We start from the raw sequence: 13559 nt of genomic DNA, 5'->3' as shown, positions 1-13559 counted from the left end.
ACTAATGACTAATGACTAATGACTAATGACTAATGACTAATGACTAATGACTAATGACTACTGACTTCTTAGACTACAGACTTAAGATTTAAAGCAGCTTGATTGAGTTTTTGAGTGCCTAGTTTGACTTGACTAATGCCGCTGATAGTTTGAGATGCAGTACGGTTCAAAGAGTTCATTTCATCAGCTACTTGCCCAATAGCGATCGCCTGCTGTTTAATATTCAAAGAAATTTGCTGGTTGCTAGCAAACACCAGATTGCAAGCTTCCCGAACCCCCGTAAAAGCTTCTGCCGTATCCTGCGCCGTTTTTACCCCAGCCACGACTATTTTGCGACTTTCTTCGGTTGCTTTCACTGTCGATTCGATCGCGCCCTTAATCTCTGGAATAATACCATTAATCTTTTGTGCGGCTTGTTGGCTTTCATCTGCTAATTTACGAATCTCGCTGGCTACCACCGCAAAACCTTTGCCATACTCCCCAGCTCTCACTGCTTCGACAGCGGCATTCAGAGCCAGCATATTTGTCTGAGCAGCTAAATCGCTAACTAAGTTTGCCAAAGCCGAGATATTACCAATCTGACTCGTGCTATCCCCCAAGCGCTGATTTTGTTGAGAAATTGCTGTCACAGCTTGTCTGAGACTCAGCATTTGATTGAGAGTTTGGTCAACCATTTGAGTACCTTCTTGGGCTAGTGTTAAAGCTTGGAGAGCTGCTGCTGCAACAGCCTCAGCTTGCTCGGCTGTGTGTCGAGAAGATATGCCCAATTTTTCTAGAGTTGCAGTTGTTTCATTGACAGACAGAAATTGCTGGCCCACTACTTGCTCTTGCTGGTTCATATTAGATAATATTTGCAGGGAAAATGACGATATTTCGTAGATTATTCCTCGGATCAGCTTAATTAGTTGTTGCAGGACAATAAATCCTAATGCCAGTACAGTACCTAGGGAAAATACAGTAATAAGAGTGGCGATTTTTTTTAAAGCAAAAACTGAAGCAAAGAGCGATTTTTTTTGTGCTTCATTGACAATTACCACAAAATTTTTGTGGCTGTCTTTTGTCAAAAATACTGTATGGTAACCAATCACTAAGTCACCGACATCAATATTTCCTTGGCCGCCAGAAAGAAGTAGATTCACTATCTCTGCTGAATAATCTTTTGTGATATTTTCATTTGTTTTTATTTCCGAGCCCCATTCTTTTTTAGGATTGGGATGGTATATATAGTTACCTTTTTGATTGAATATAAAAGCTTGCTCTGAACCTTCGTGATTGATATTTTTAACTATATCGATCAAATTCTGCCCGAAGGAATTAGCAATTAAAATACCTTTTCTTTCTCCTTTGGCATCAAAAATTGGAGTAGCGTGGCGAATGGTTGGCTTGTAAGGAATTTCTATTTTACCGCGCTCCTGATTCAGATTGAATTGGGACACATAGATTTCTCCAGCTTTGATATTCATGGTTGCCGAAAAATAATCTCTATTAGCTTGATTTTGTAGTTGGGATTCGGGAATTATTTTGATTTGTTTTCCATCATAATTTAGGCGCACGAGTTCATTACCTTTCTCATCTATGTAGCGCAACTGCATATAATATGGCTTGACTTCCATCATTGATGAAAATATAATTTGCATTCGCTGTGCCAAATTTTGATAAGTTGAATTAGTTTCTTTGTCTACTCCATTGCCCTCTTTGGCTCTAATCATTCCTTGAATAGGGGGAGATTTGCTGAGAATTAAAACATCGTAACTGATATTTTGCAAATTGTTAACGATTTTCTCTCCGCTAGAAGCTACACTTTCATCAAGATTGCTTAATGCTAAAGTTTGCAGTGCTGCTGCGGAAGAAGAAATTCCATACCAGCCTACCAGAAATACTGGAATCAAGGTACTTAAAATTAAAAGCAGTAGCACTCGGTGTTGGATTTTTTGGAAAAACTTATTGAGCATGGGTAATTAGGAATTGGTAATCGGTAATTCGGAATTGGTAATCGCTAATGGGAAATAAATTTTATTTATTGATGATAAAAATTGCCTCTGTTTACCCGATCGCCTGCTTGCTCGCGACTTCTCCGAAGATCACCTGCCTTTGATGTAGCCTTTATAGCAGTTGACCTGGGACAGTTGACAGAAGAGCGCGAAAAGCGACTTGCCCGCCCGCGAAGTCGAGGGGAGTCGAAGAGTGGACAGCTTGCGCGCTGAGCGACTTGCCCCGAGCGAAGTCGAGGGGAGTCGAAGAGTTGCTTCGTCAAGGAAATCAAACGGTTTCTGCTATGGGCTCTAGGCTCTATTCATCAGGTTATTTATGTCCTCACCGCTGTGGCGATTGCTATAATATAGTCTTTGATGCCCTCTTCCTTCCACTACACTGCTGATTTTAGATTTTGTGCTGCATGGTTGAGCTGAGAAATGCCGAGTTTGACTTGAGAAATGCCGGAGGCCGTTTCCCGGGCGGCGAGGTTGAGAGAGTTGACGGCTTCAACTACATCCTGAATGGCGATCGCCTGATTTTTGGATGTAACAGAAATTTGTTTGCTATTCAAAGCAATGCGATCGATCGCCGAGGCGACTCCAGCAAATGCGTCGGCAGTTTTGCGGGCAATTTTCACGCCATTTTCCACTGTTTTTGTGCCGTCATCCGTCACTGTTACTGTCGAACTAATCGCTTTCTGGATGTCGGCAACTAAGGCATTAATTTTGCTGGCAGATTCCTTACTGCGATCGGCTAATTTGCGAATCTCGCTCGCAACTACAGCAAATCCTTTGCCGCTTTCACCCGCTCTAACTGCTTCGACAGCAGCGTTGAGGGCGAGCATATTTGTTTGGTTGGCTAAATCACTGACTAAACTGGAGATATTGCCAATGCGATCGGTTTGCTCGCTCAAATGCAAAATTTGCTTTTGAATTGCTCCGACATTTTCTGTCAAATTTGCCATTTGTTTCAAGCTGTTGTCTACCGCTTGACTCCCTCCTACCGTGAGTTGCAGAGCCTGGGCTGCCCCGAAAGCAGCGGCTTCGGCTTGCGAGGCACAAGCTTGGCTTGATTCGCCCAATTCGTCCATTGTAGTCGCAGTGCGATCGACAGCAGATAGTTGTTGGCTGGCGATGCGCTCCTGTTGTTCGATGCTGACAGCAATTTGTGAGGAAGAAGAGGCGATCGCCCGCACAATGTTATTTACCGAGCGAGTAGTGCGACTAGCTATAAAAATTGCGATCGCGCTAACAACAGCAACAGTTATGCCAACTCCTGCCATCAAAGCATACAGCAACTCATTTTGCGGAGCAAATACCTCTTTTTTGTCGTTGGCAATAATCACGCTCCAACCCAATTCTGGCAGTTCTTTGGATGTTTCAATAGGGGCGTAAGTAATTAGTTGCTCAGCTCCATTAATGCGATCTATATCTATGGCACTGTCAATTCTTCTCAGGGATTGCATTCTTTTGAAAACACTAAAGTCTGACCTTGCATCTCTGCTCACTTGGTCAGTTTCTGTTGCGGAAAAAAACTTGCCATTGCCATCAATTAAATGGTATTGCTCTTGTTGTAATCCCTTCGATTCTCTCGTTAATTGTGCTTGGTTTTCATGAAAACTTTGCTCTAAATAAGTTGTAGGCGTGCGAGTTCTGATAACTGCGATAGTTTTTCCTGTGTTTAATTCGATCACGGGAGCCGCAGCAAAAATGGCGTATTTGCCATTAATAAATGACTTTCTGGGTTGCACAACTGTAGGACGATTAGTTTTGATGACTTCCTGAAAATACTCGCGCTTCTCGATATCTATAATTTTTTCTCCGCTCGATTGCAAAATAGTATTTCCCTGCAAGTCGGCGACTGCAATACTGTCATAGCCATCCGCTGCTGTGATATATTTATCTAACACAGCTTGTTTTTGATTTGGTGATGTGGTTTGGCTGACTCGGGGGTCGTTCAGTATACTTAGATTAGCCATATCCTCAACTTCATGATAGCGTTCTAATATCAAGTTTTTCACCTGATTTGCAGTAGAGACCGCCCGTGATTCTTGATACTTAATTACGTAGTTAGTCAGGTGTTGGCTGGCAAATACATAAGTCATCGTTCCTGTCAATATAACTGGGACGGTACTGAGGGCGATCGCAAAAACAATCGCTTTAATTCTTAAAGACAATTTTTTGATTTTTGGGAGCATAATTATTAATAACTCATGGGATTTTAGATTTTAGATTTTAGATTTTAGATTTGAATATTTGCAAATTTGCAGATTTGCGGATTTGCGGATTTGCCGAAGGAATGCTCAGTATCTGGTTTGGGATCTTGCTTGCACTTGCATTTTTTGAATAAACTCTCATAAATGATAACTCTTCTACACAACTGCTTTTAAATCTAAAGCAGCTTCATTCAATTTTTGTGTACCGATTTTAGTTTGAGTGATACCGCAAGCCGTTTGTGCTGCTGCTTGGTTGAGGGAGTTCATAGCTTCTACCACTTGTTCGATCGCAATTGCTTGCTGTTTGGCATTCAGCGAAATTTGCTGAGAGCTCAAAACCACGTTGTTAATTGCATCAGCTACCCCAGCAAATGCCGCTGCGGTTTCCTCAGCAATATTTACGCCAGAGTCCACAGTTTTAGTTCCTTCGTCTGTTACCATTACGGTTGAGTTAATCGCCCGCTGAATATCAGCGACTAAGAGATTTATTTGTGCGGCAGATTTTTTACTGCGATCGGCAAGTTTGCGAATTTCTGAGGCGACAACGCCGAAACCTTTGCCGTGTTCGCCCGCTCGCACTGCTTCGACAGCCGCATTTAGTGCTAACATATTAGTTTGATTTGCCAAATCGCTAACTACAGTTGAGATGTTGCCAATGCGATCGGTTTGCTCGCTCAACTGCATAATTTGCCCTTGCATATCCTGGACTTTGGTTTTCAGTGTTGCCATTGCTTCTAAAGTTTGTTCGACAGCTTTTGTGCCGCCACCAGCTAACATTAAAGCTTGCATTGCTTGAGATGCGGCAGCTTCTATCTGCTGTGAAGTCGCCCTAGAAGATGCACCCAATTCGTCCATTGTTGTAGTGGTTTGATTGACTGAGACTGCTTGCTGGCTGGCCATCCGTTCCTGTTGTTCAATTGTGGCGGCAATCTCGGAGGAAGAACTGGCGATCGAACTAATTGCGCGATCGATCGTTCCAGCAATTCCTAAGGAAATCAGCCAAGCAACACTCGCACCAAACAGGACTAACACCACCGAACCCACCACCAGCATTGATACCAAAAAGCTTAAAGCTTCCTTCGTAATTTGCGTTTCTTGTTTAATAATTTGTAATTCTGTTTCTCGAAAGTCTCGGTTTACTTCCACAAATTCATTCACAAATTTTGTGTATTTGCCTGTATTAAATATAGCAAGGGCTTGGGCTGTTTGATTTTCTTGAAATAAGCGAACTATCTGGTTAGAACCATCATAATATTCGTTGACCAGCTCCCTCATTCTCTGCAAACGGGCTTTTTGTAGGGGATTTTTAACGATGGGCTCTACATTAATCGCCGACTTACGAGCTAAATCTGCACCTATTCTAAAATCATTTAAAAACTGTGGATTTTTATTAATTAAATAGCCGCGCATCCCCCGTACCATTTGCTCAGCACCTACGGACATATTACTTGTTTCTCCGATGAAATTTTCTACCCTTTCTACTTCTTTAAAAGTTTCAAAAACCTTATTGGTAGTAGCAATAACTATGACTGGTAACGCTAAGTAGATAGCTGCTGGCGCTAGGTATCCGAGCAGCATCTTGTTTCTAATATTTATTTTTTTAATTTTATAAAACATATTTTTGGGGTTAACTTAAGATAGCATTTCCCTGAGTAAGGTTGTGACCTTGTGATAGTCCTTAGGAGTCCGGCGTAGGAGGATCTTTGCGGAGAGCAAAAAGTATTTTTTACAGTACGAGCGTCACGCCTCCCTTGGTGATATATAAGATTCGCGATTCCTTGCGAGCTCGCACTACAAATACCAAACTGAGCTGCTCCCGTCCGGCGTTCGCAACCGAAATCAGCCGGCCACTTGTGGAATCGATGCCGTGCCGTGACAGTAGAAAATAGTATCATAGCAAATTCTGTTCTCTTACTCTCTTTTCTTTAGTTTCGGGTGGCGCTGACATCGTTTTTGCAAGTGCGACGCCGATTTCGCGGTAAAATCTTTGTTCAAACCTCCTCATCAACAACAACTCCTCCTTTTGTTAACAGTTTGTGCAAGTGCAGAACAGCGATCAGTTTTTCTTGGTAAAAAGCGGTGCCTCGCAGATATTCGCGGTTAGCGGAATTTAGTGCCGCAGGAATAGTCGCAATCTCTGCCACATTTAAATGTATAATATCTAAGATTTCGTCAACGACTATACCGGCGACCAAATCTTCAATTTCCACAACGATCGCCTTAGATAGAGATTTGACCTGGGCCGACGGCATATTTAAAACATTGCGAATGTCCAGTAGCGTCAGAATTTCGCCCCGCAAATTCATATTTCCAATGATGCGAGCGGGAGTGCAAGGAATCGGAGTTACTTGGCGAATGTCAGTAAATTCGCGCACTACCGCTAGATTAATACCAAAGTATTCGCCGTTTAAAAGAACTACGGCTAGTGACATATTAATTGCGGCAGAATTTTCCGGCTCGTCCTGCTGCCTCAAATTGTGGGCTCGCTCTCGAAAAATTGCTTTTTGTTCCGGTGTAGCATTGGGAACAAAAACCTGCGGTTTGCCCAAAAATTGATGATTTTTCGCTAGCAATTTTGGCTCTATTGTTAACTGCAAGTTTGAGGTTTCTAGATTGTCTGCTGCGGTTAAATTTTCTACATCGCTTGCAGAAATTGGGATTTTGGTTTGTGTTTTTTCGGGAGAATCTCGAATTAGGCGATCGATATCTATCAGCGCGATCATATCTGCTTCACAGCGGGCAAATCCAGCTAAAAAATGATGCGGGGCTTCTGCATTGTCTCGCCCGTAAGATAGCTGGGGAGTTATGGCGTCTGCGGGGATGTGCTTAACTTCGGTAACTCGATCGACAATAATGCCAATTCTAACCTCTTGCCATTCTATGACGATCGCACTATCTGTCACAGAATACTCCTCCCAAACGTACCCAAAACGGAGATTTAGATCCATCACGGGCAGAATCGAGCCCCTGAGATCGATCGCCCCGACAATATCTTGAGGCGCTTGGGCGATCGGTGTCAACTCCGGCAAAAAGAAAATTTCCCGAACACAGGCGACTTCTACACCGCACAGCAAACCGTTCTGTTCAAATATAAGATACGGCTTAGTTTCCATATTGACTCTGACACTTTATCTAGTAGGACTTGAAAAAAAAACTGGTTTTTAGGATTGTATAGGTTTTGCCAGCAAGGCACTTACAAAAAAACTCGGTGTTTAGATTCTCCTGGGGCGTCAGTTTGGTTGGCTGTACAATTTTACCAATTTTTTTTTAATATCGATCAGTAATTGAGTAGCTGTCATTTTTCCCTGTTGCTCGATCGGAGTATGGGGCGGTAGTTTTTTGAGAAGATCGCAAGATGAATTGTACATTTTAATAGCTTTATTTAGCTTACCTTCTTTATTGTATATATTCCCGAGTTCCAGATAAGCAGAAACAAAAGATGGGCAAATATAAATAGCTTTTTTAATAAAAAATTTAGCTGTTTCTAAGTCATCCTGTTCTTCGGCGATTTGAGCTTGCAAATAATAAGGAAATACTGACATTGTATCTACTTGGCTAGCTCGATTGCAGTATTCAATCGCGAGAGAATACTCTCCCAAATTTGCATAAATTTGAGCCAGCAAATAATTAGCTTCAAAATTATGAGCTTGCAGGTCAATCGCCTGTTTTGCTTTGTGAATCGCCTGAAAATAAGCTTGATTTTTAAAACAAGCTTTTGCCTCTAAAACCAGTATACCAGAGGTTGGGCTATCGGCTTTTTCTGCTGCTGGTTCTGCCTGTAAACCCGAGACTTTGTTGCTCACAATATCCGCCTCGACATAGCAATTTCTGATTATTTTTCCCAGCCCGCTACCTGCCGTCAACACCGACTCTATTTGCCCCAAATAGCCGTTACAAAAACTAGCTGACCGCCTCTCTTTTTCTAGCAACTGACCGCTGTCTTCGCTGATTTTTTTTTTGTTTCTATCTCCTCCAAATATCGGTGTTGCTTTTGATTTATGCCCCATCAAACAATTTATTTTAGCTGGTTCCTCGCCTTGGACATTCTTGGTTTGATAAACAACCGATTCCGGAAAAACCTTTGATTGAAACTCGTTCGTCACGTGATTGTGAACCTCAGCGTGACCCGTCATTAAATATCCTCCAGGCCTGAGCGTCTTGGCAAACTTTTTCAATACCTGTAAAATATACTTTTTTTCAAAATAAACAAAAACATTTCTGCACAAAATCAAATCGATGTTATGAATATCTGTGTAAATATTAGGAAAATTATCCGTCACTAAATTGACACCGCTAAATCTGACCGATTGACGCAATTTCGGGTCGATTTCCCACTCGGTTTTCCGCCGATCGAAATACTGTCTTTGCAGTTCCGGGTCAACTAAGCGAAACGACCAAGGGCTATAAATTCCGCGCTGGGCTTTTTCTAGGGCTGATTGATTGATATCAGTACCTAAAACTAAAATTGTCCAATTTTGCCAATCAGAAATGAGCTGTTTTAAAATAATTACTAAAGAATAAGCTTCTTCACCTGTCGAACATCCTGCACTCCAGATTCGTAATGTTGGCTTAATTCCTAATGTTTTATATGACTTTATTTTGTGTGCTATTAATTCAGGTAAAATAACTTTTTTTAATATTGAAAACTGTCCTTTATCCCGCATAAAATAACTTTCATTCGTTGTTAGCAACAGCGTTAATTCGCGCCATTCTGTCTCACTTTTGTGACTGGGAGCGGCTAATATTTGATGATATTTTTCGGGAGATGCTATTTGGGCAGCGTCGATCCGACTCAAAATTTTTTGACACAAAGCCGCTCGGTCTTGCGGCCGAATTTGTAAACCTGTGCGAGCTGCAATTAATTGAATAAATAGCTCAACTTGTGCATCATTCATGTCAAATCTGGTAAATGTGTTTAAGTATAATGTGTAATTATAGGGGGTTGGTGATGGATGGAGAATTGCGAATTGGCTAGGATTTGAGCCGATCGCACTCACAAACAAAAATCATACCAACGGAAATAATATCATGTAGGGGCGATCGACCCCAAAATTCGGTTCTGGGCTACTTATACCATTTTTCTAAAGTAGTGTTATACAATCACCCCCCCCAACCCCCCCTTACTAAGGGGGGGCTAAGAGTTCATCTCTAGCAAATCTTTATAAAATTGGTATTAACTATGGCCGAGTCTCAAAAAGGTGAGGTTTTGATTTTAGATTGAAGGATTGAAGGATTGAAGGATTGGGGGATTGGCCCGGAGCGGCTTCGCTCGGAGGGTAAAAATTGAAGGATTGACTAATCAATACCTCATGTGAGAGCTGGAACTGATATAGGTTCGATGTTCGGATTTGAGCGTTCATCTTTACATTAGAGGACTCAAGTCCGAACATCGAAAATTTTCAAAGGCAAAAGGTAGAAAGCCGTTTGTCTTCTACCTTCTGCATTCACACAGGGGAATTTCCAACAGTTAAGCTGGAAAAATCCGCAGGCGGCGGTTGGGTTCTTCCCCAAAACTGTGGGATTTTAGGTGATAGTGTTCCACAAGTTCGTGCTGCATTTTGCGGACATTGGGAGAACGGGGTAAGAGTTCCACCGGCTGTCCCTTGGGAATGACAATTTGCTCCACGGCTAAACGGGTTTCTTCGAGAGCTTCGAGCTCGTCAGAAGTACCGCTGCGGGCGAACAAGGCGAGGTCTGCCACTTCTGGGGTACCCGGGTCATCCATGTCCAACAGGCGCCGCAAAGCTCTCGCTACGTGGGGAATAGTACCAGCTTTGATTGTGTGCAAGGGAACTTGGCGAGTTTTTGCCAACTGCCTCAATTTTGACTGGTTCCGCACGTTCGATCGCAAAGCCAACACCACGTCAGCACTTTCAATATCCTTCGTCAACTGCACCGGCAGGTTCAGGGTGGAAATCACCTGTTCGAGCTGGTGGCGAGCTATGCCGTAAGGATAAACGTGGAGGGGCAAATCTTCCCCGTTAGGGCCGACATTCTGGGAATAACGACCCCGCTGCTGCGGTACAGGTTCCACGGACAGGGATTCTTCGAGGAGTTGCTCGAAATACCGAGTCTCAGGAGCTACCGGCGCGCTGTTAGCAGCAGCAGCGAATTTCTCGTTTTGAGGCGGCATCGGCACCATTTTCCCGGCACTCCGCCACCCAGAAATCGGTGTGACTGGCCGCATTGCTGATACCGCAGCGGGGCCTGAGGCGGAAGCTGGCATCCCTGGGAACCGGGCGGGGGGAGATGCTGATTCCCGCTCGATAATTACTTCTCCGCTGTCGCTGACGCTTCTGATTTGCTGGTTCGGTTCGCGTCCCCGCAGCAGGCTGTCGATCGAATCTGAGACTCGTTCGTGGATTACCCACTTTTGGCGTTCGAGCATTTCGATCGCAATTTCAAAAGTTGGCGGTGATTTGCGTTCCAAAACTGTCTTTTGAGAACCGCGGCGCCGGGCCTCGTCATCTCCCAGCGTCACCGCTTGGATGCCCCCAATTAAGTCGGCCAGAGTTGGATTTTTCATCAAGTTTTCGATCCGGTTCCCGTGGGCGGTACCGACCAATTGCACGCCCCTTTCCGCGATCGTCCGAGCGGCCAAAGCTTCTAATTCCGTACCGATTTCGTCAATCACGATCACTTCCGGCATATGGTTTTCCACTGCTTCGATCATGACTTGGTGCTGGAGTTCGGGACGGGAAACTTGCATTCTGCGGGCTCTGCCGATCGCCGGATGCGGGATATCTCCATCTCCAGCAATTTCGTTGGAGGTGTCGATGATTACCACCCGTTTTTCCAAGTCATCGGCGAGCACGCGGGCGATTTCCCGCAAAGCCGTAGTTTTGCCTACTCCCGGGCGGCCGAGCATCAAAATTGATTGACCGGTTTCGACTAAATCGCGGATAATGCCGATCGTCCCGAACACAGCGCGGCCCACCCTCAAAGTCAAGCCGATAATCTCGCCGCTGCGGTTGCGAAGGGCGCTAATTCGGTGCAGGGTTTGCTCGATACCGGCTCGATTGTCGCCGCCGAAGTTGCCGACTCGATCGATACAATAGCTAAGGTCTGCTTTGGAAACTGGTGTTTGGGAAAGAGGTTCGGCCAAGGATGGAAAACGAGCTTCTGGTAGGCGGCCCAAATCCATCACAACCTCAATGAGATTGTTGCGCTGCGGGTGCTGCTCTAAGGGCTGCCGGATCTCATCTGGCACGATGTCTAATAGTCTGTTGAGGTCGTCTGTAATCTGCATTCGCCTCGGTGTGTTCGGTTCAGTGGACAATGGACAGTGGACAGTTGACAGTTGACAGTTGACAGTTGACAGTTGACAGTTCGCGGATTGCGCGTGGGGTTATAAACCCGGTTTCTACGAGTTTTGCGAACTGGAACGAGAAATATACTAAGAAACCGGGTTTCACCAGGGTGCAAGTGCGATCGCGAAATCGCAAACAACAGTTATTCGCTATCAGTTGTCAGTTTTTTTGATTAACAACTAACAACTAAGAGAGGGCGGGCACGGGGGCACCGCCCCTACCAACTACCAACTAACAACTAATAACTTTTGATTTGAGAAACTAGAGAACGAGCTAAACTCACCGCCTCCGAGAGAAGTTCTGGGACGGCTTCGAGCTGAGTCAACCGAGGTGTTTGAACTTCGGCTGCGCCGCAAGGGACTGCTACCGGAACGGCACAAGCTCGATCGGTTTGCATTGTTTCTAATTGTTCTAAAATTGGCGATAGCAAAACCCTGGCATAGCTGCCGTAAGCTACACCTGCAATGTATTGGACAGGAGGAACCGACAAATTTTTTCCGCCATCCAAAAGCAGTCCGCAGGCTCTGAGCTTGCTGACAGTGCGATCGTTAGTACCGCCTGCAAGTTGGACGTATCCCGGCAACCGGGCAGCCAAAACTTTTTGACCGAGTTTGACCGCGGCTCTAGTAGTTCCGATTCCAATATCTCCACTCATCGGCCTACCATCGGTTTGCCAAATTAGAGGACAAGGAAGGGGGGAAATTATTTGATAGAGTGTCCGCAAATAATCAATCAAACCGTCTCCATCGGGGCAACTAATTGCGATTAACTTGAGTCGATCGACCCACGGAGCTATGCTCGACCAAAGTCGTGCAAAATCTGCCTCTCTGCCTACTTGCGTGTGAATTTCTAGGGCGTCCGCACCGGATTGTAAGATTAAAGGTGCGATCGCCGCCGGAGCAGACACGTAAGAACGAGTGTAAATCAGTTGGCTCGGACAAATAGGCAGACAGCGACCGCAGCCATAGCACTGCTTGTCTATCACCCCGGAAAAACCACCGCCGCTAGCACCCTGAAAAACTATTGCTTCGGCTGGACATATTTTTTCGCACGGCCGCCAGCAGTCCGTCGGACAATCGGCTGGGTTGAATTCGGCTTTGCGAAAATGCGGGTCTTCCCCATCGTTTAAACTCACCATCAGCAAGGGCAACCCTGTGCCGCCAAACCTGCGGTTTTGAGTTTTTGCCTGTAATTCGCTGGCAACTTGTAGGGCTTCTTTCGCTGCTGCGACGGCGGCGGGATCTGCCGCGACATCAATACAGTCAGCACCTGCTAAGGTGTAAGCCAATGTGAGATTCCGAACCGCCGGCAGGTGTTGAAAGCTCGCCCCACATATCAGCTTGAACCAATGACCATCTTTTAATGAGTTTAGTGGATGATAATGTTCTGGCACCGCTTCTAAAAACCTACGCATATCTGGGCATAAATCCGTAAATACGGGCAAGTTCAACTCTACGGTTTAAGTTCGCTCGATTAGAAGCGTATTTCTACTTGGTTCCCTTGCCTCGTGACTCAAGTTCCTTGACCACTAATCCCCAGTTAGAGATACTGAAACGAATTTCAGTACGAGACTATTGAGTATTCAATTTTTTGATGATTAGTTAGTGTCAAGTGTTTGTTTGGTTTTCATGCCAACTAAGCTTTAACAACCCGCACTAATCAAGCGTACTCTTATTATGGCATGAATATCTGGGTATTGCTACACACATTCGCACAGCTCTACGGATATATTACCTGCCAGCACCGAACCCTTATATGCTAATCCTTTTAGCTAAAAATTACTATATGAAAATTTTTACTTAGTTTTAAAATCGGTTGATACAAGCTGGCAACGCTACTGATAGCAGTAGCTCTGGCGCTGTTGGATCTATATGTAGAGTTCTGCCGGAAATTTTTTTTTCTAAATTTGATTTTTTCGAGAGCTGCTGAGGGGCGATTTGGAGATTGGGCGATCGGCTTTATAGGATTTTAGACTTTAGATTTCAGATTTTAGATTGAGCATTACTGGTGACAATTTTTAAAGCCAATCTCCTACAATAACATATTTGGGTAGTTTTGGC

7 protein-coding genes are annotated in these 13559 nt (G+C 44.4%); all 7 read right to left on the bottom strand.

Translation table 11 applies throughout. The features are described 5' to 3' along the window. Positions 1–68 precede the first annotated feature (68 nt). Positions 69–1952, bottom strand: coding sequence for a methyl-accepting chemotaxis protein (locus QZW47_RS03940; protein WP_293124193.1), 1884 nt, complete (start codon positions 1950–1952; stop codon positions 69–71). Positions 1953–2365: 413 nt separating this feature from the next. Then, complete coding sequence (locus QZW47_RS03935; protein WP_293124191.1) at positions 2366–4171, bottom strand: methyl-accepting chemotaxis protein; 1806 nt, start codon at positions 4169–4171, stop codon at positions 2366–2368. Between the two features lie 174 nt (positions 4172–4345). Beyond that, on the bottom strand, positions 4346–5767 hold the full coding sequence (locus tag QZW47_RS03930; RefSeq protein ID WP_293124189.1) for a methyl-accepting chemotaxis protein: 1422 nt from the start codon (positions 5765–5767) through the stop codon (positions 4346–4348). Positions 5768–6180: 413 nt separating this feature from the next. Continuing rightward, positions 6181–7302 carry a chemotaxis protein CheW gene (locus QZW47_RS03925; protein WP_293124187.1) on the bottom strand — a complete coding sequence of 374 codons (1122 nt, stop codon included), beginning with the start codon at positions 7300–7302 and terminating at the stop codon, positions 6181–6183. Between the two features lie 117 nt (positions 7303–7419). Next, on the bottom strand, positions 7420–9084 hold the full coding sequence (locus QZW47_RS03920) for a CheR family methyltransferase (protein ID WP_293124185.1): 1665 nt from the start codon (positions 9082–9084) through the stop codon (positions 7420–7422). A 572-nt stretch (positions 9085–9656) separates the two neighbouring features. Next, the gene (locus QZW47_RS03915) at positions 9657–11438 is read right to left on the bottom strand and encodes a R3H domain-containing nucleic acid-binding protein (protein ID WP_293124183.1); all 1782 of its coding nucleotides are present in this window, start codon (positions 11436–11438) and stop codon (positions 9657–9659) included. Positions 11439–11737: 299 nt separating this feature from the next. After that, the gene (gene ldpA / locus QZW47_RS03910; RefSeq protein WP_366665104.1) at positions 11738–12913 is read right to left on the bottom strand and encodes a circadian clock protein LdpA; all 1176 of its coding nucleotides are present in this window, start codon (positions 12911–12913) and stop codon (positions 11738–11740) included. Positions 12914–13559: the final 646 nt, after the last annotated feature.

The organism is Microcoleus sp. bin38.metabat.b11b12b14.051 (genome assembly GCF_013299165.1).
Lineage (GTDB): Bacteria > Cyanobacteriota > Cyanobacteriia > Cyanobacteriales > Microcoleaceae > Microcoleus.
This window is presented reverse-complemented; position numbering and strand designations above follow the sequence as displayed.